Below are 18141 nucleotides of genomic sequence, written 5' to 3' on the forward strand. Positions count from 1 at the left end.
GGTGATTATGATGACAAGCCAAAACGACGCACTGCCAACCCCACGCAAGCCTCTGGACCTGCGGCGCTTTCTCGACGACTGGGTGATGTTGCTGGCGGCCGTGGGGATCTTCGTGCTCTGCACCTTGATGATCGACAACTTCCTCTCGCCTTTGAACATGCGTGGCCTGGGCCTGGCGATTTCCACCACCGGGATCGCGGCGTGCACCATGTTGTATTGCCTGGCGTCCGGGCACTTCGACCTGTCGGTGGGTTCGGTGATCGCCTGCGCCGGGGTGGTTGCCGCCGTGGTGATGCGTGACACCGACAGCCTCTTTCTCGGCGTCAGTGCAGCACTGGCGATGGGACTGATCGTCGGGCTGATCAATGGCATCGTGATCGCCAAGCTGCGGGTCAATGCGCTGATCACCACGCTGGCGACCATGCAGATCGTCCGCGGCCTGGCCTACATCTTCGCCAATGGCAAAGCGGTGGGCGTGTCCCAGGAGTCGTTCTTCGTGTTCGGTAACGGTCAGTTGTTTGGCGTGCCGGTGCCGATCCTGATCACCATCGTCTGCTTCCTGTTCTTCGGCTGGTTGCTCAACTACACCACCTACGGGCGCAACACCATGGCCATCGGCGGTAACCAGGAAGCGGCGCTGCTGGCGGGCGTGAATGTCGACCGGACCAAGATCATCATCTTCGCCGTTCACGGCCTGATCGGTGCGCTGGCCGGGGTGATCCTGGCGTCGCGCATGACCTCGGGCCAGCCGATGATCGGGCAGGGTTTCGAGTTGACGGTGATCTCGGCTTGCGTGCTGGGTGGCGTGTCCCTCAGTGGCGGGATCGGCATGATCCGGCATGTGATTGCCGGGGTGTTGATCCTGGCGATCATCGAGAACGCGATGAACCTGAAGAACATCGATACCTTCTACCAGTATGTGATTCGGGGTTCGATTCTGTTGCTGGCGGTAGTAATTGACCGCCTGAAACAGCGCTGACACCCCTTACAACCTGTGGGGACCGGCTTCGGGCGGCGTTGCAGCCAGCACCAATGCTGAATGCGCCGGCCTCATCGCCAGCAGGCTGGCTCCCACATTGAACTGTGAGAGCCAGCCTGCTGGCGATTGACCGCGCAGCGGTCACGGCTTTTTTGCTATCCCTTCTGTCACCTCCCGTAAATATTCCTTGCCCGTCATAACATGTATCGGTTACTAATTTGTACATGATTAGACAGGTACGATTCGACAAGAAACAACGGGTGGTCGACGAACTCATCCGGCGCATTGAAAGCGGTCTCATGGAAGACGGCTTTCATCTGCCGGGCGAGCATCAGTTGGCTCAGGAATTCAAAGTCAGCCGAGGAACCTTGCGTGAAGCGCTGGCCGAGTTGAAACGGCGCAACTATATTGCGACGCAAAGCGGGGTCGGTTCCATCGTCACTTTCGACGGTGTGGCACTGGATCAGCGCAGCGGCTGGGCCCAGGCCCTGGCCGACAGCGGCGCGCTGGTCAATACCGAAGTGTTGCGGTTCGAGGCGGTGACCCGTCCTGACCTGCTATTGCGTTTCGGCACCGACCAATTCATCACCCTCGACCGTCGCCGCCGCACCAATGACGGCACGCTGGTCTCCCTCGAACGCTCATTGATGCCCGCTAGCGGAGGCCTGGAAAGCCTGCCGCGGGTTGGCCTGATCGATAATTCGCTGACCATTACCTTGGCCGCCTATGGCTACATCGGCGAACGTGGTGATCAATGGATCGGCGCCGAACCGTTGAACGCCGAAGATGCGGAGCTGCTGGGGCGTCCGGTCGGCACGGTATTCCTCAAGGCCTTGCGCACCACCTATGACCGGCAACACCGCTTCATGGAGCAGGTGGAAAGCCTGCTCGACCCTGTGCATTTTCGTCTGCACCTGCAATTTGGACCTTCGAAATGACCGCGCTCGATCGTGCGCTTGGCGCGTTCTACGGCCTGGCCCTGGGCGACGCGCTGGGCATGCCGACCCAATCCCTGAGCCGCGCCCAGATCCAGGCGCGCTTCGGCGACATCACCAATCTTGAAGATGCCGGTCCTGATCAACCGATCGCCGCCAATATGCCCAAGGGCTCGATCACCGATGACACTGAACAGGCGATCCTGGTCGGTCAGTTGTTGATCGAAGGCAAAGGCCACATTGAACCCTCGGTCCTTGCTCAACGGCTGATCGAATGGGAAGCGGTGATGCAGGCCAAGGGCTCGCAGGACTTGCTCGGCCCTTCGACCAAACGGGCGATCGAGATGATCCTTGCCGGCCATTCGCCTGAAGAGGCCGGGCGCTACGGCACCACCAACGGCGCGGCCATGCGTATCACACCGGTGGGGATTGCTGCCGACGTGGCCAATCCCGAGCGTTTCATCGATGCCGTGGTGCAAGCCTGCCAGGTCACCCACAACACCACGCTGGGCATTTCCAGCGCAGCGGCGGTGGCGGCGGTGGTGTCGGCCGGGATCAACGGCATGGACCTGGGCGAGGCATTGAACCTCGGCCAGCAATTTGCCCAGCAAGCCGAAGGCCATGGCCACTGGGTGGCTGGCGGTCGCATCGCTTCGCGCATCAGTTGGGCACGCAGCATCAGCGTCGACAGTGACAAGCTGTTGCTCGCCGATCTGCTGTACGACGTGATCGGCACCTCGGTGGCTTCCCAAGAGTCGGTGGTGGTGTCGTTTGCCCTGGCCCAGCAAGTGGCCATCGGCGAAATGAGTGCCTTCGACGCACTGTGCATGGCCGCCAGCCTGGGCGGAGATACCGACACCATCGCGGCGATTCTGGGGGCGATGCTCGGGGCCTGCCTGGGGCTGGCGAGTTGGCCGGTCGAGATGATCGACACGGTCAAGGCCGTCAATGAGCTGGAGTTGGAGCCCCTTGTGAAAGGACTCCTCACCCTGCGCTGAGGAACACAAATCCCCTGTAGGAGCTGCCGCAGGCTGCGATCTTTTGATCTTTGGCGGTCTTGAGGTCGCTGAAAATCAAGATCAAAAGATCGCAGCCTGCGGCAGCTCCTACCTTGCCCACAACCACAAAAATGGCAACAGGAGCATTTTTCATGAGTTCATCGAACGCCGGGCAGAACGCCGGGCAGCTGGAAACCCGCGGCATCGAGCCGGTGCCGGAGGCCGAGTGCAATGGGCATCCGCTGCAGCTGTTCTGGGTCTGGTTCGCCGCCAACATTTCCATCCTCGGCCTGCCGCTGGGCGCGACGCTCGTGGCCTTTCGCGGCCTGGCGATCTGGCAGGCAGTCATCGTCGCGATCCTCGGTGCCGCCGGTTCCTTCGCTGTGGTCGGGATCATTTCCATTGCCGGTCGTCGTGGCCGCGCACCGAGCCTGACCCTGTCCCGCGCCATCTTCGGCGTGCGCGGCAATATCGGCCCGACCCTGGTCTCGCTGATGTCGCGCCTGGGTTGGGAAACCGTCAACACCACCACCGCCGCGTTCGTCTTGCTGTCGCTGTGCTCGATCCTCTTTGGTTCGCCGGTGGAAGCGAAAAGCGCGCCGCTGCTGACCCTGGTGTTCATCGCGATTTTCGTACTGTTGACCTTGTCGGTCTCCGGCCTCGGTCACGCCACGCTGCTGGTGATTCAGAAGTGGGCAACCTACGTGTTCGGCGCCCTGAACATCCTGGTCGGCGGCTTCCTTTGCGCCACCATCGACTGGAGTGCGGTGTTCAACGCCACGCCAGCGCCGATGAGCGCAATGATCATCGGTATCGGCACCATGGCCGCCGGCACCGGGATCGGCTGGGCCAACGCCGGTGCCGACATGTCCCGTTATCAGCACCGCAGCGTCAAGGCCGTGCGCCTGGTGGCGTCGGCGGCGTTCGGCGCGGGCATCCCACTGGTGCTGTTGATCACCCTCGGCGGCCTGCTGTCGGTGGGCAACAACGACCTGGCCCAGGCCACCGACCCGATCATCGCCATCCGCGACATGTTGCCGACCTGGATGGCCGTGCCGTACCTGATCACCGCCTTCGGTGGCCTGCTGCTGTCGAACAACCTGTCGGTATACTCCGCCGGCCTCACCACGCTGACCCTGGGCCTCAAGGTCAAGCGCGTCTACGCCGTGGTGGTGGACATCGTGGCGATCTTCGCCGGTTCGATCTACTTCATGCTGATCGCCGACAGTTTCTACGGCCCGTTCATCACCTTCATTTCCCTGCTGGCGGTGCCGATCACGGCGTGGGTCGGGATCTTCGTGGTCGACCTGATTCACCGTCACTACTACAGTCCCAAGGACCTGCTGGACGTCAGCCCGAGCAGCGCCTACTGGTATCGCGGCGGCGTCGAGTGGCGCGCGTTCGGTGCCTGGGCGCTGGCGATCGTGCTCGGGTTCAGTTTCACCACCATCGGCACCACGGCAGAAAACGTCTGGTTCAAGGGATTCCTGTCCGACTCGTGGCTGGGGCATAACGGCCTCGGCTGGATCGTGACCTTTGTGGTCGCCGGTGGCATTTATCTGGTACTCGGCGGGGCGAAGGACCGTCGTGCCGCAATGGTCGAGAATGCTCATGCCTAAGATGCTGCACACGGGCCAGGTGATCATCGACCTGGTCATGGCCGTGGATCAATTGCCGCAAGCGGGAGGCGACGTGTTGGCGCAGTCCGCCAGTTTCGAAGCGGGCGGCGGTTTCAATGTGATGGCGGCCGCACAACGTAACGGCCTGCCGGTGGTCTACCTCGGTCGCCACGGCAGCGGACGTTTCGGAGACCTGGCGCGTGAGGCGATGAATGCCGAAGGCATCCGGATCCGCATCGCTGACCCTGCCGAGCGCGACACCGGACTGTGCGTGGCCATCACCGACGCTTCGGCCGAACGCAGTTTCGTCTCCTACATCGGCGCCGAAGGCGAGTTGACTGCGCAGGACCTGACCAGTGTGCCGGCCGAGGCGGGCGATTATGTCTACGTCAGCGGCTACAGCCTGCTGCAGGCGGGGAAGGCACAGGCGCTGGTGGATTGGATTTTGGCGTTGCCGGGCGCGGTCAAGGTGGTGTTCGATCCGGGGCCGCTGGTGGATTCGCCGGACATGCCGCTGATGCAGGCGCTGCTGGCGCGCATCGACGTATGGACCAGCAACAGCGTCGAAGCGCTGAAGATTACCGGTGCGCCGGACATTGCTCAGGCGCTGGATCATCTGGTCGAGCATTTGCCGCGCGACGTGCTCTTGGTAGTGCGTGACGGGCCCCAGGGCTGCTGGATTCATCAGCGTGGCGAGCGTCGGCATGTGCCGGGTTTCAAGGTGCAGGCGGTGGACAGCAATGGCGCCGGCGATGCCCATGCAGGAGTGTTAGTGGCGGGGCTGGCGCAGGGGTTGTCGGCGTTTGATGCGGCGCGAAGGGCGAATGCGGCAGCGGCGTTGGCGGTGACCCGGTGGGGGCCGGCGACTTCGCCGGGGGCTGCTGAGGTGGATGCATTAATCTGTGAGACTTTCGGCGCCTGATCGACCGTCATCGCCAGCAGGCTGGCTCCCACAAGTTGCGATGGTGAACACATGACTGATGAACAACATCGAACCCTGTGGGAGCCAGCCTGCTGGCGATGCCGCCATCAGGTCCAAAACAGGATTCGACTTTAACCAGCCTTGCGCAACGCCTCGATCAACTCCTGCTTTCGCATAGACGATCGCCCGGGAATGTCTTTCGCCCGGGCCTCTTTCCTCAAACTATCGACGGTCTGGGTATCGCGCGAAACCTTGCTGCTGCGCGGATGGCCGTCACGGCTGACGACGGCGCGACGTGCAGATTCCTTGCGATCCGCGGACTTGGCACTGGCCGGCTTCTTGCGCGCGGAACCCCCGGCACGCTCACCACCACCGGACTGTTTGTTCACCGTCGCCCAGGCACGCGCTTCGGCTTCGTCCCTGGACACGCCCTTGTGCTCATAGCTCTCTTCGATGTGTTCGGCCTTGCGTTTCTGCTCGGCGGTGTATTTGTCTTTGCTTCCACGAGGCATGGGATTTCTCCAGGCTTGCTGATGGGTTCAAACATCCAGCTTGCGTGCCGCCTCAACGCCGGCAGCGCTGAGCTTGATCGGCAGATTCAGCGAGTGCTCGCCGTCCTCGTTGCACTGCACGTTGCCGTGCTGGATCAGTCCACGCTCCTGCAGTTCGGCGAGGGTACTGGCGACGATCTTCTCCCCCCGGTAATTGTCCAGCACCTCCTTGCCCAGGCCACTCGGGTGGGCGTGCAGCAGGCGGGTCAAGACTTCTTTTTCCAGGTTTTTATCGACGTTCATGGTTACCTCTTCGTTGCGATAGGTAGGTGGTGCGGTGAACTATTGGCTCACGCCTCCTAAAGAGCCCGAGCCACCTTCGGTGGTGGTCGAGCCGATGCCGGGGGCGGCGTTATCGGGTGTCTTGGTGTCGGGCTGGTTCAGGCCACCCTGGCGGCCGGCATCGTTGCCCTGGATGCGCGGATCGGTACCGGTTGACGGCGGCAGGCTGCTGTCGACGCCCGTGCCGTTGGTGTTGATGCCGGGGGCGCTCTGGATGGCGGGGGCTCTGGGCGATTCGACCGGGTTGGTCGGGCCGGTGCCGGACGCGGTGGTGGCAGCATTGGCAAGCGGGGAGAGCAGGACAGCGAGGGCGAGAGCGGTCAACCGGGGCGTGCGCATGGTGGTGTCTCCATTGATTTAGAGTCCCTACCTGATGTTGGTCCGCCCCCGTTTCGGATTGGTGCCTGATGAACGACGAACGGTTCAGGCTTGCAGCAATGACCTGGTCGAGCTCAGCCGACGCCAGATCAGGCGACCCACGGTGATCAGCCAGTTGAGGCCGGCGACCGCCAACAGGGTGTACAGCAGCGTCGCCATTCCTTGCTCGACGATGATTTTCCCGGCAAGCAGCGGGAAGCCGAACACGCCGATGAAATACGACAGACTGAACAGCAGCAAGGATTGCGCGGTGGTGCCGTTCGGCGCCTCATTCGCGGCCAGGCCGTTGATCACCGAATAGGTCAGGCCGTAACCGACCCCGAGCATCACCGCCGCCAACACATAGCTCAAGCCATCGTCGACCACGAAACCGAACATCAGGATCGAGCCCATCATCAGGCCCGACAGCAGGCACGAGGCGCGCAGCGGATCGCGCTTGACCACGAAGCCGGCGATCAGCAGGCGGCTGCTGATCGCCGCACCCATGAAGCCGAGGAAGAACAGCGAATAGTCCAGTGAGCGCGCGGCGGCGTAGCTGGTCTGGAAACTCGACAGGCCGCCGAAAACGCAACCGCCAAGGCCGACCATGACGATCGGCAGCACCGCCCGGGACGACAGCACTTGCGCGGCGGCACGCCAGGAAATCCGCGACACGGCAGTCGAGGGCACGGCCGCTTTTTTCAGCTGGCCATCCAGTCTCCAGAACAGCAACACGCCCATCAGGCTGGCCAGCGCGGCCAGGTAAAACGCGGCCGTCACCGGATAGCCCAAGGCACTGGCGGCACGACCGAGCAAAGGACCACTGCCGATTCCGCTCATCATGCTGCCCGACAGCAGGGCAAAATATTTGGCCCGTTGCGCAGGCGTCACCAGGCTCGCGACGATGATCGGCCCGAGGGTATAGAACACCCCCCAGCCCAAGCCCAGCAGCAGCCCGAAAAACAGCAGCCATTGGCCAAAGCCCGGTGTCAGGGCAAAGCCCAGGCTGGCGACCACCAGCAACAAGCCGAACAGTGCCACCGAGCGGGCCGCACCAAGCAGGTCGCACAGGTGGCCGGAAACGATCACCGCCGCGAAGGTACTGAGCATCGCCGCCGAAATCACGCTGCCGGCATCGTGCTCGTTACCCCCGCGAGAGTCGATCAGCAATGACAGCAAAAAAGTCGAGCCGTAGGACAGGGACAGCAAGTAGCTGGCCAGGCAAAACAGGCCGAACAACTTGCTGGAGACTTGAGGTGTTGCAGTAGACATGACGCGGTTCCTTGACCCGATAGATACCCAGGGCCTCTATCTACCACGCCGGGCGCCAAGGATAGGTCCGAGGTTCGCGATGCCAGGGTTAGCGGTGGGCGGAGTAATGCCCGGGATGACATTTTCATTTCCCATGTGACGAGCGCCACGCACCGCCTTAGTATGGCGTTTTCAACTTCTGACAAGGCACGTCCATGACGATCGAAATCCGCCCGGCGACCCCCAGTGACGCACCGCAAATCCTCGCGTTCATCACGGAACTGGCCGACTACGAACGTGCCCGCCATGAAGTCATCGCCAGCGTCGCCGACATCGAACGCAGCCTGTTCAGCGAAGGGGCCACGGCCCATGGCCTGATTTGCCTGCGCGCAGGCGTGCCCATCGGTTTTGCGGTGTTCTTTTTCAGCTACTCCACGTGGCTGGGCAGCAACTGCCTGTACCTCGAAGACCTGTACATCACGCCTGAGCAGCGTGGCGGCGGGGCGGGCAAGACCCTGTTGCGCCACCTGGCGAAAATCGCCTGTGCCAACGACTGCGGGCGCTTCGAATGGAGCGTGCTGGAGTGGAATACCCCGGCCATCGACTTCTACAAATCCCTGGGTGCGCAGCCGCAGGAGGAGTGGGTTCGCTACCGCATGGATGGCAAGGTGCTGAGAGAGTTCGCAGACGGTAATTAATCACGGCGTAAACCCATCTGTAGGAGCTGGCTTGCCAGCGAAGGCGACCTGAAGAGCAGCGCAGCACCTCAGGTTGGATCACCAGCAAGCCGGCTCCAGTACTGTGTATGTTTCAAATATCGCAGAAATCAACGTCTGCGATTTTTTTTGTCTGAAATAAGCGTATCCCAATATATGGGAGTGATATTTATATATTGAGATTTATCGGCGCCAAGGTTTATAGTCCCCTCACTCACTGCCAAAAACAGAACAGGTGAAGCGATGCAGGCGCAATTGATCGCGCTCGACTGGGGGACAACCTCATTACGTGCCTACAAACTTGCCGCGGGCGGCCAGGTGCTCGAACAGCGTTCGCTGTCGTCGGGGATCATGCAGTTGCCCAAGGCTGGGCGAATCATCAACGGCCGCGAATGCGTCGACGGGTTTGAACTGGCGTTTGACGAAGCCTGCGGTGACTGGCTCGACCAACAGCCCGACTTGCCGGTGATCGCCTGCGGCATGGTCGGCAGCGCCCAGGGCTGGCGCGAAGCGGCCTATCGCGACACGCCTGCGAACGTCGCCAACCTCGGCACCTCCCTGCAAACCGTACGCAGCCTTCGCGGCGTCGATGTACACATCGTGCCGGGCGTGATCCAGCGTTCGCGCCTGCCGAACGTGATGCGCGGCGAGGAAACCCAGGTGCTTGGCGTGCTGCACAACCTGGCGGGCGAGGCGGGCGCCGATCTGCTGATCGGACTGCCGGGCAGCCATTCGAAATGGGTGGAAGTGGCCGATGGCTGCATCGTGCATTTCGACACCTTCATGACCGGCGAAATCTTCGCCGTGCTCAGCGAACACAGCATCCTGGGGCGCACCCAGCAGCGTGGCGGGTCATTCGATGGCGACGCGTTCGATCGCGGCGTGCAGGTGGCGTTGTCGACGGAGGGCGAAATCGGTCCCCTGTCGACCCTGTTCAGCGCCCGCAGCCTTGGCTTGACCGGCGAACTCAGCGCCACGGCGCAAGCGGATTATCTGTCCGGCCTGCTCATCGGCCATGAACTGTCGGCCCTGGCGTGCGTGCAGCGGCGTCGACGCAACAGCGTGCACCTGCCTTCGATCATCCTGATCGGCAATGCCCAACTGTGCAGCCGCTACAGCAGGGCGCTCGATGCCTGCGGTTTTTCCCAGGTGACGCTGGCCGAGCAGGCCACCGAACGCGGCTTGTGGCAGCTGGCCCTGGCGGCCGGCCTGGTCGCGGCCAATCCCCATCGTTAACCCTGACTGGAGTCCTGACATGCTCAAACAAGCACTGGCGCAAAACGGTCTGATCGCGATCCTGCGTGGCCTGCGTCCGCAAGAAGCAGCTGCCATCGGCGAAGTCCTGTACGCCGCCGGCTTTCGCGTCATCGAAGTGCCGCTCAATTCCCCCGAGCCGTACGAAAGCATTCGCATCCTGCGCAGCAGCCTGCCCGCCGATTGCCTGATCGGCGCGGGCACGGTGCTGACGCCGGAGCAGGTTGAGCAGGTAAAAGCGGCGGGCGGCCAGGTGATCGTCATGCCCCACAGCGATCCCAAGGTGTTGCGTGCGGCGAAAGCGGCCGGCCTGTACCTGTCGCCCGGTGTCGCCACCCCGACCGAGGCCTTCGCGGCACTGGCCGAGGGCGCTGATGTGCTGAAGCTGTTCCCCGCCGAGCAGATGGGCCCGGCGGTCGTCAAGGCCTGGCTCGCGGTGTTGCCCGCCGGAACCATTCTGGCGCCGGTTGGCGGCATCACCCCGGACAACATGCAGGTGTTCATCGACGCCGGCGTCAAGGGTTTCGGCCTCGGTTCCGGCCTGTTCAAACCGGGCATGACCCCGGCGCAAGTGGCGGCCAATGCCAAGGCCTATGTCGCTGCCTGGAAAGCCCTTCGCTAAGACTTTTTTGGCGCTGCGTGCGCTGCATCTAATAAGAGCTGCATTGATAAAAAGAGAGCACAGATGAAAATCACCAAACTGACTACCTTCATCGTTCCGCCACGCTGGTGCTTCCTCAAGGTCGAGACCGACGAAGGCGTGACCGGCTGGGGCGAGCCCGTGGTCGAAGGCCGCGCCCACACCGTCGCTGCCGCCGTTGAAGAATTGTCCGACTACCTGATCGGCAAAGACCCGCGCAACATCGAAGACATCTGGACCGTGCTCTATCGCGGCGGCTTCTACCGAGGCGGCGCGATCCACATGAGCGCCCTGGCCGGTATCGACCAGGCGTTGTGGGACATCAAGGGCAAGGCCCTGGGCGTGTCGGTCAGTGACCTGCTGGGTGGTCAGGTGCGGGACAAGATCCGCGTGTATTCGTGGATCGGCGGCGACCGTCCGGCAGACACCGCGCGGGCGGCGAAGGAAGCGGTCAGCCGGGGTTTCACCGCGGTGAAAATGAACGGCACCGAAGAGCTGCAGTTCCTCGATACCTTCGACAAGGTCGACCTGGCCCTGGCCAACGTCGCCGCCGTGCGTGACGCGGTGGGGCCGAACGTCGGCATCGGCGTCGATTTCCATGGCCGGGTGCACAAGCCCATGGCCAAGGTGCTGATGAAGGAACTCGACCCGTACAAACTGATGTTCATCGAAGAGCCGGTGCTCAGCGAAAACTACGAAGCGCTGAAGGAACTGGCGCCGCTGACCAGCACGCCGATCGCCCTGGGTGAGCGGCTGTTCTCGCGCTGGGATTTCAAGCGCGTGCTCAGCGAAGGCTACGTCGACATCATCCAGCCCGATGCTTCCCACGCCGGTGGCATCACCGAAACCCGCAAGATCGCCAACATGGCCGAAGCCTACGACGTGGCGCTGGCGCTGCATTGCCCACTGGGCCCGATCGCGCTGGCGGCGTGCCTGCAACTGGACGCGGTCTGCTACAACGCGTTCATCCAGGAGCAGAGCCTGGGCATCCATTACAACGAGAGCAACGACCTGCTCGACTACGTCAAAGACCCGCGGGTATTCGACTACGACAAAGGTTTCGTCAAGATCCCCAACGGCCCGGGCCTGGGCATCGAGATCAACGAGGAATACGTGATCGAACGCGCCGCCGTCGGCCACCGCTGGCGCAACCCGATCTGGCGCCATGCCGATGGCAGTTTTGCCGAGTGGTGAGTGCTCCCTGATCCACCACCTATCCCCTGTGGGAGCCAGCCTGCTGGCGATTCGGTCGGTACATCCAGCGATGATGGTGACTGACACACCGCCATCGCCAGCAGGCTGGCTCCCACAGGTTGATCTCCATGCACAGGGAGATCTGCGTTACTGGTTCGACCTCAATAAACATAAAAAGAGGCACTCCCCATGCAACCGCAAACCCTCACCGGGCAGGCGTCGTTGGCGGCGCCCAGCCGCAAGCGTTTTTTCATCATGGTGCTGCTGTTCATCACCGTGGTGATCAACTACCTGGACCGCAGCAACCTGTCGATCGCCGCACCAGCGCTGACCAGCGACCTGGGCATCGATCCGATCCACGTCGGCCTGATCTTCTCCGCCTTCGGCTGGACCTACGCCGCCATGCAGATTCCCGGTGGCTGGCTGGTGGACCGGGTGCCGCCGCGCATTCTCTACACCGCCGCACTGTTGCTGTGGTCGATTGCCACGGTCATGCTCGGCTTCGCCGGCAGTTTCATCGCCTTGTTCGTGTTGCGCATGGCGGTTGGTGCTCTCGAAGCACCGGCCTATCCGATCAACAGCCGCGTGGTCACCACCTGGTTCCCGGAGCGTGAGCGCGCGACGGCCATCGGTTTCTATACCTCCGGGCAGTTCGTCGGCCTGGCTTTCCTGACGCCGGTACTGGCCTGGCTGCAACATGAATTCGGCTGGCACATGGTGTTCGTCGCCACCGGCGCAGTGGGCATTCTTTGGGCGGTGATCTGGTACGCGGTGTATCGCGAGCCACGGGATTTCAAAGGCGCCAACGAGGCCGAAATCGACTTGATCCGCGAAGGCGGCGGGCTGGTGGATATCCAGGCCGAACAGGCCAAGGTCAAGGCCAAGTTCAGCTGGACCGACCTGGGCATAGTCCTGACCAAGCGCAAGCTCTGGGGCATCTACCTGGGCCAGTTCTGCCTGAATTCGACGCTGTGGTTTTTCCTGACGTGGTTCCCGACCTACCTGGTGAAATACCGTGGCATGGACTTCATCAAGTCCGGCCTGCTGGCATCGCTGCCGTTTCTCGCGGCGTTCGTCGGCGTGCTGTGTTCCGGGTTCTTCTCGGACTTTTTGATCCGTCGCGGCTACAGCGTAGGGTTCGCGCGCAAGTTGCCGATCATCAGTGGCCTGCTGATTTCCACCTCGATCATCGGCGCCAACTTCGTCGAATCGACGCCGCTGGTGATTGCCTTCCTCGCGCTGGCATTTTTCGGCAACGGCCTGGCGTCGATCACCTGGTCGCTGGTGTCGACCCTGGCGCCGGCGCGCTTGCTCGGGCTGACCGGTGGGGTGTTCAACTTCATCGGCAACCTGTCGGCCATCGCCACGCCCATCGTCATCGGCTTCCTGGCCAGCGGTGACTCCTTTGCCCCGGCCATCACCTATATCTCGGTGCTGGCGTTGATCGGTGCACTTTCCTACATCTTGCTGGTGGGCAAGGTCGAGCGTATCAAGTTGTAGTCGTGACCTGCGGGCGACCATAATGCCGCCCGTTCACTCGCTCAACGGTAAAGGCTGGATATGCAGGAAGACGCCCCAAAAATCGCCAAGGACGCCGCACCGACTGGCACCCAGACCCTGCTTCGCGGTCTGGGTGTGGTTCAGGCCGTGGCCAGTGGCGCCCGCGATCTCAAGGAAATCGCCCGGTTGATCGGCACCACGCGCAGCACCACCCATCGCCTGGCCAGTTGCCTGGTGGACGAGCGTTATCTGCGGGTGGTGCCGCAGGTCGGTTATCTGTTGGGGCCCAAGCTGATCGAGCTGGGATTCCAGGCGCGCGAAGAATTGCCGCTGGTGACCCTGGCCGGGCCGTATCTGGATGAATTGTCGGCAGCCACTGGCGACACTATCCACCTGGCGATCCGTGAAGGCGACGAGGTGCTGTACCTGCTCAAGAATCCGGGGCGCAACGGTCCGGAAATGCGCTCGCGGGTCGGCCATCGCATGCCGTTGGCGCGCACCGGGATCGGCAAGGCGTTGATGCTCGATGACTCGCCGCAGGAATGGCAGCGCCTGTACGAAGTCAGCCTGCCGGTAGGTGGGAAAAATCTGTTCTGGCCGCAGCACCCGGAGCAGTCCTGGGAGCAGTTCCAGCAGCGTATGGTCGAGTACGTGGCCGGCGGCTACGCCTTCGACCTGGAAGACAACGAACCGTCGATCCGCTGCGTGGCGGCGCCGATCCGCGATGCCAGCAAACGCATCGTCGCCGGCATCAGCATCGCCAGCACCGTGCCGTACATGCCGCTGGAAAAAATGGCCGAGCTGATTCCCCTGATCAAAGGGGTCACGGCCCGGCTGTCGGCGGAGCTTGGCCTCAAGGTTTAGACCTTGAGGGTCGCCATGTCGATGACGAAGCGGTACTTCACGTCACCGGCGATCATGCGGGCGTAGGCCTCGTTGATCTGGCGGATGTCGAGCATTTCGATGTCGCAGGTGATGTCGTGCTCGGCGCAGAAATCCAGCACTTCCTGGGTTTCGGCGATGCCGCCGATCAAGGAACCGGCGAGCACACGACGGCTCATCACCAGCTTTCCGGCATGCATGGGTGGATCCACCGGTTCGATCAAGCCCACCAGGATGTGCACGCCGTCGAAGCGCAGGGTGTCGAGGTAGGGATTGAGGTCGTGCTGCACCGGAATGGTGTCGAGCAGGAAGTCGAAATGTCCCGCCGCGGCCTTCATCTGTTCGGCATCGGTGGACACGATGACGTGGTCCGCGCCCTGGCGGCGGGCCTCTTCAGCCTTGCTCGCCGAACGGGTGAACAACGTCACTTCGGCGCCCAGGGCCTTGGCAAACTTGATGCCCATGTGGCCAAGGCCGCCCATGCCCAGAATCCCCACCTTGTCGCCGGCCTTCACGCCATAGTGCTTTAGCGGCGAGTAGGTGGTAATGCCGGCACACAGGATCGGCGCGGCACTGGCCAGGTCGAGCTTTTGCGGAATACGCACCACGAAGTGCTCGCTGACCACGATGCTGTCGGAGTAGCCGCCCATGGTGTTGCTGCCATCCACGCGGTCGGGAGTGGCGTAGGTCATGGTCGGGCCTTCGAGGCAGTATTGCTCGAGGTTGGCCTGGCAGGCGTCGCAGCTGCGGCACGAGTCGACCATGCAGCCGACGCCGACCAGATCGCCGACTTTGTGTTTGCTGACATTCGCACCGATGGCGGTAACTTTGCCTACGATTTCGTGGCCAGGCATCAAGGGGTATACGGCAATGCCCCACTCGTTGCGGGCCTGATGGATGTCGGAATGGCACACGCCGCAGTAGAGAATCTCGATGGCGACGTCGTCGGGGCGTGGGCTGCGGCGTTCGAATTTTACCGGGGCGAGGGGCGTGGTGGCCGACTGGGCGGCGTATCCGATGGCGGTGTACATGGTGAACCTCGCAAAAGCGCTGACAAGTGAGGTGGCGCATTCTGGGCGCCGGACCCCATCGCGGCCATGGCGATTCCTCCGGGTGTCATGCCTATTCCTCCGGCATCGGCTCTTGATCGATCGCACTGGCGATCAGACCTGCGATGATGCTTTCATCCCTATTTCCGTGAAGCTTTTCCAATGTTGTTGACCCGTCACCTTGATGCCAATGCCGCGCTGGTTTCGCTGATTGAGCCGCTGTCGACCCGCGACGGATTCGTCCCGACCGCGTTGCCGGGCGTGCAGGTTCTGCGCGCCAGTTGCGATGTGGCCCGTGGCCCGCAGATCTACGAGCCGAGCCTGGTGATCATCGCCCAGGGCAGCAAACTGGCGTACCTGGGGCCGCGCACCCTGGAATATGGGGCAGGGCACTATCTGATCCAGGCGCTGCCGGTGCCGTTCGAGTGTGAAACCTTTGCCGCGCCGAGCGGGCCCATGCTGGGTGTGTCTGTGGCGATCGACCGGGTGATGCTCGGCGAGTTGGTGTTGGCGATGGGCTTGGCGCCGGGGCGGCATATTGCGGCGCAAACACTGGAGTCCATGACCTCGGCCGTGCTCGATGACGCCATGCGTGGTTGTGTCGAGCGGCTGCTGCGCTGCCTGCACGATCCGCTGGAATGCCAGATCATGGGGCAAGCGCGCTTGCGCGAGTTGTTGTTCGTCGCCTTGCGCGGTCCGCAAGCGGATGTGTTGCGCGCCCTGGTCGAGCAGCAGGGACAATTCGCGCGGATCGCGGCATCGCTCAGTCATCTGCATGCGCATTACACCGAGCCGCTGAACGTCGAGACCCTGGCCAGTTGCGCCAACATGAGTGCCTCGACCTTTCACGAGCATTTCAAGCGCAGCACCCTGTTGTCGCCGGTGCAGTATCTGAAGCGATTGCGTTTGCTTCGGGCGCAGCAGTTGTTGCTGGGCGAGGGGCTGGGCGTGGCGCAGGTGGCGCATCGGGTGGGGTACCAGAGCACGTCGCAGTTCAGTCGCGAGTACAAGCGCTACTTCGAGCGTAATCCGGGCGAGGAACGCGCTGCCTGAACCCGTAGGGAAACCCTGTGCGAGCCTGCTCGCGAAGACGGTCTGAAATCCAACATCGATGTTGACTGACATACCGCTTTCGCGAGCAAGCCCGCTCCCACATTGGATCTAGGATGATTCATCAATCGCAGGCAACAAAAAGGCCCCCATTTCGGGAGCCTCGATGTCCAGGCGTTCGGCTTACATGTTCGGGTAAGTCGGGCCGCCAGCGCCTTCCGGCGTCACCCAGGTGATGTTCTGTGCAGGGTCCTTGATGTCGCAGGTCTTGCAGTGAACGCAGTTCTGGGCGTTGATCTGGAAGCGCTTCTCGCCGTCTTCCTTGGTGATCACTTCGTACACGCCAGCCGGGCAGTAACGCTGTGCCGGCTCATCGTACAGCGGCAGGTTCTTGCTGATCGGGATGCTCGGATCGGTCAGCTTCAGGTGGCAAGGCTGCTCTTCTTCGTGGTTGGTACCGGAGATGAACACCGAGCTGAGTTTGTCGAAGCTGATCTTGCCGTCCGGTTTCGGATAGTCGATCTTCTTGCAGTCGGCCGCCAGTTTCAGGCACGCGTAATCCGGCTTGGTGTCGTGCAGGGTGAACGGCAGTTTGCCGCCGAAGATGTTCTGGTCCAGCCAGTTGAAACCGCCACCGACGATGGCGCCGAACTTGTGGATCGCCGGGCCGAAGTTACGGCTGGCGAACAGTTCTTCGTGCAGCCAGCTGTTCTTGAACGCGTCGACGTAAGTGGTCAGTTCTTCAGTACCGTCCTTGTCGGCGAACAGTGCGTCAGCCACCGATTCAGCGGCGAGCATGCCGGACTTCATCGCGGTGTGGCTGCCCTTGATCTTGGCGAAGTTCAGGGTGCCGAGGTCGCAACCGATCAGCGCGCCGCCCTTGAAGACCATTTTCGGCAGCGAGTTCAGGCCGCCCTTGCAGATGGCGCGGGCGCCGTAGCTGATGCGCTTGCCGCCTTCCAGGTACTGCTTGAGCACCGGGTGATGCTTGAGGCGCTGGAACTCGTCGAACGGCGACAGGTAGGTGTTGCTGTAGGACAGGTCAACGATCAGGCCGACTACTACCTGGTTGTTTTCCAGGTGATAGAGGAACGAGCCACCGGTGTTCTCGGTGCCCATGATGTCCATCGGCCAACCGGCGGTGTGCACCACCAGGCCTGGCTGATGCTTGGCCGGGTCGACTTCCCAGATTTCCTTCAGGCCGATGCCGTAGTGCTGGGCATCGGCGTCAGTGTCGAGGTTGAAGCGCTTGATCAGCTGCTTGCCGATGTGGCCACGGCAGCCTTCGGCGAACAGCGTGTACTTGCCGCGCAGTTCCATGCCCGGGGTATACAGGCCTTCTTTCGGATTGCCTTCGCGGTCAACGCCCAGGTCGCCGGTGATGATCCCGCGAACCACGCCGTTTTCGTCGATCAGGGCTTCCTGGGCGGCGAAGCCCGGGTAGATCTCCACGCCCAGGTTCTCGGCCTGCTGGGCCAGCCAGCGGCACAGGTTGCCCAGGGAGATGATGTAGTTGCCTTCGTTGTGCATGGTCTTGGGCACAAAGAAGTCTGGAATTTTCTGCGCGCTTTCAGCGTTCTTCAGCACGAAGATGTCGTCGCGGGTGACCGGCGTGTTCAGCGGCGCGCCAAGTTCTTTCCAGTTCGGGAACAGTTCGTTCAGGGCCCGAGGCTCGAACACCGCGCCGGACAGGATGTGAGCACCGACTTCGGAGCCTTTTTCGACCACGCAGACGCTGATTTCCTTACCGGCTTCGGCGGCCTTCTGCTTCAATCGGCAGGCAGCGGAAAGACCAGCGGGGCCGGCACCGACGATGACCACGTCGAATTCCATGTATTCGCGTTCCACAGGTTATCTCCTACTCAAGGCTCAACAGTTTTTTTTCTAATAGGGAGGTTGGGTGTCGCATCCGTGAATCCCTGCGTGACGCCGGGAGAGGACAATCGATTAACCACCTTTCTC

The 18141-nt window shown here is 62.3% G+C and carries 19 protein-coding genes; 12 read left to right on the forward strand and 7 right to left on the reverse strand.

Annotated features, from left to right (window positions below; translation table 11 throughout):
- The first annotated feature begins 10 nt into the window (after nucleotides 1-10).
- From araH to NPS56_RS00520, 3 genes are all read left to right on the forward strand, one after another.
- Nucleotides 11-979, forward strand: coding sequence for an L-arabinose ABC transporter permease AraH (araH, locus tag NPS56_RS00510; RefSeq protein WP_274072976.1), 969 nt, complete (start codon nucleotides 11-13; stop codon nucleotides 977-979).
- Nucleotides 980-1203: 224 nt separating this feature from the next.
- On the forward strand, nucleotides 1204-1917 hold the full coding sequence (locus NPS56_RS00515) for a GntR family transcriptional regulator (RefSeq protein WP_274072977.1): 714 nt from the start codon (nucleotides 1204-1206) through the stop codon (nucleotides 1915-1917).
- Nucleotides 1914-2912: an ADP-ribosylglycohydrolase family protein gene (locus NPS56_RS00520; RefSeq protein WP_274072978.1), complete on the forward strand. Its 999-nt coding sequence runs from the start codon at nucleotides 1914-1916 to the stop codon at nucleotides 2910-2912. Before NPS56_RS00515 ends, NPS56_RS00520 begins: the two co-directional genes overlap by 4 nt.
- Here the strand turns inward: NPS56_RS00520 and NPS56_RS00525 are convergent.
- Nucleotides 2899-3066, reverse strand: a complete 168-nt coding sequence (locus NPS56_RS00525; RefSeq protein ID WP_274072979.1) for a hypothetical protein — start codon at nucleotides 3064-3066, stop codon at nucleotides 2899-2901. The two genes, NPS56_RS00520 and NPS56_RS00525, sit on opposite strands and share 14 nt — an antisense overlap.
- Between NPS56_RS00525 and NPS56_RS00530 the strand changes: the two genes are divergently transcribed.
- Nucleotides 3065-4531 (forward strand): purine-cytosine permease family protein, encoded by a 1467-nt coding sequence (locus tag NPS56_RS00530; RefSeq protein ID WP_274072980.1) that lies wholly within the window; start codon nucleotides 3065-3067, stop codon nucleotides 4529-4531. The genes NPS56_RS00525 and NPS56_RS00530 overlap by 2 nt on opposite strands.
- Complete coding sequence (locus NPS56_RS00535) at nucleotides 4524-5453, forward strand: PfkB family carbohydrate kinase (protein ID WP_274072981.1); 930 nt, start codon at nucleotides 4524-4526, stop codon at nucleotides 5451-5453. The genes NPS56_RS00530 and NPS56_RS00535 overlap by 8 nt, the downstream gene beginning before the upstream one ends.
- Nucleotides 5454-5584: 131 nt before the next feature.
- On the opposite strand, the gene NPS56_RS00540 is transcribed toward NPS56_RS00535, so the two are convergent.
- The 4 genes from NPS56_RS00540 to NPS56_RS00555 form a co-directional block, all read right to left on the reverse strand.
- Nucleotides 5585-5965, reverse strand: a complete 381-nt coding sequence (locus NPS56_RS00540; protein WP_274072982.1) for a Rho termination factor N-terminal domain-containing protein — start codon at nucleotides 5963-5965, stop codon at nucleotides 5585-5587.
- A 27-nt stretch (nucleotides 5966-5992) separates the two neighbouring features.
- Nucleotides 5993-6247 carry a hypothetical protein gene (locus NPS56_RS00545; protein WP_274072983.1) on the reverse strand — a complete coding sequence of 85 codons (255 nt, stop codon included), beginning with the start codon at nucleotides 6245-6247 and terminating at the stop codon, nucleotides 5993-5995.
- A gap of 39 nt (nucleotides 6248-6286) precedes the next feature.
- Nucleotides 6287-6625, reverse strand: a complete 339-nt coding sequence (locus NPS56_RS00550) for a hypothetical protein (RefSeq protein ID WP_274072984.1) — start codon at nucleotides 6623-6625, stop codon at nucleotides 6287-6289.
- An 84-nt stretch (nucleotides 6626-6709) separates the two neighbouring features.
- Complete coding sequence (locus NPS56_RS00555) at nucleotides 6710-7915, reverse strand: MFS transporter (RefSeq protein WP_274072985.1); 1206 nt, start codon at nucleotides 7913-7915, stop codon at nucleotides 6710-6712.
- Nucleotides 7916-8109: 194 nt separating this feature from the next.
- On the opposite strand from NPS56_RS00555, the gene NPS56_RS00560 reads away from it, so the two are divergent.
- The 6 genes from NPS56_RS00560 (at nucleotide 8110) to NPS56_RS00585 (ending at nucleotide 14062) form a co-directional block, all read left to right on the forward strand.
- A complete protein-coding gene (locus NPS56_RS00560) occupies nucleotides 8110-8592 on the forward strand; it encodes a GNAT family N-acetyltransferase (RefSeq protein ID WP_274072986.1) in 483 nt (160 codons plus the stop codon).
- A gap of 261 nt (nucleotides 8593-8853) precedes the next feature.
- Complete coding sequence (locus tag NPS56_RS00565) at nucleotides 8854-9846, forward strand: 2-dehydro-3-deoxygalactonokinase (RefSeq protein WP_274072987.1); 993 nt, start codon at nucleotides 8854-8856, stop codon at nucleotides 9844-9846.
- Nucleotides 9847-9865: 19 nt separating this feature from the next.
- On the forward strand, nucleotides 9866-10486 hold the full coding sequence (locus NPS56_RS00570) for a 2-dehydro-3-deoxy-6-phosphogalactonate aldolase (protein WP_274072988.1): 621 nt from the start codon (nucleotides 9866-9868) through the stop codon (nucleotides 10484-10486).
- A 63-nt stretch (nucleotides 10487-10549) separates the two neighbouring features.
- Nucleotides 10550-11698: a galactonate dehydratase gene (gene dgoD, locus NPS56_RS00575; protein ID WP_046815968.1), complete on the forward strand. Its 1149-nt coding sequence runs from the start codon at nucleotides 10550-10552 to the stop codon at nucleotides 11696-11698.
- 189 nt (nucleotides 11699-11887) lie between these two features.
- Nucleotides 11888-13198 carry an MFS transporter gene (locus NPS56_RS00580; protein ID WP_274072989.1) on the forward strand — a complete coding sequence of 437 codons (1311 nt, stop codon included), beginning with the start codon at nucleotides 11888-11890 and terminating at the stop codon, nucleotides 13196-13198.
- Between the two features lie 60 nt (nucleotides 13199-13258).
- Nucleotides 13259-14062, forward strand: a complete 804-nt coding sequence (locus NPS56_RS00585; RefSeq protein ID WP_274072990.1) for an IclR family transcriptional regulator — start codon at nucleotides 13259-13261, stop codon at nucleotides 14060-14062.
- Here the strand turns inward: NPS56_RS00585 and NPS56_RS00590 are convergent.
- Nucleotides 14059-15111, reverse strand: coding sequence for an NAD(P)-dependent alcohol dehydrogenase (locus NPS56_RS00590; RefSeq protein ID WP_274072991.1), 1053 nt, complete (start codon nucleotides 15109-15111; stop codon nucleotides 14059-14061). The two genes, NPS56_RS00585 and NPS56_RS00590, sit on opposite strands and share 4 nt — an antisense overlap.
- A gap of 180 nt (nucleotides 15112-15291) precedes the next feature.
- Between NPS56_RS00590 and NPS56_RS00595 the strand changes: the two genes are divergently transcribed.
- Nucleotides 15292-16182, forward strand: coding sequence for an AraC family transcriptional regulator (locus NPS56_RS00595; protein WP_274072992.1), 891 nt, complete (start codon nucleotides 15292-15294; stop codon nucleotides 16180-16182).
- A gap of 180 nt (nucleotides 16183-16362) precedes the next feature.
- On the opposite strand, the gene NPS56_RS00600 is transcribed toward NPS56_RS00595, so the two are convergent.
- Nucleotides 16363-18027: an electron transfer flavoprotein-ubiquinone oxidoreductase gene (locus NPS56_RS00600; protein ID WP_274072993.1), complete on the reverse strand. Its 1665-nt coding sequence runs from the start codon at nucleotides 18025-18027 to the stop codon at nucleotides 16363-16365.
- Nucleotides 18028-18141 lie beyond the last annotated feature (114 nt).

It is taken from the genome of Pseudomonas putida, from assembly GCF_028682635.1.
In the GTDB taxonomy this organism is placed as follows: domain Bacteria; phylum Pseudomonadota; class Gammaproteobacteria; order Pseudomonadales; family Pseudomonadaceae; genus Aquipseudomonas; species Aquipseudomonas putida_AE.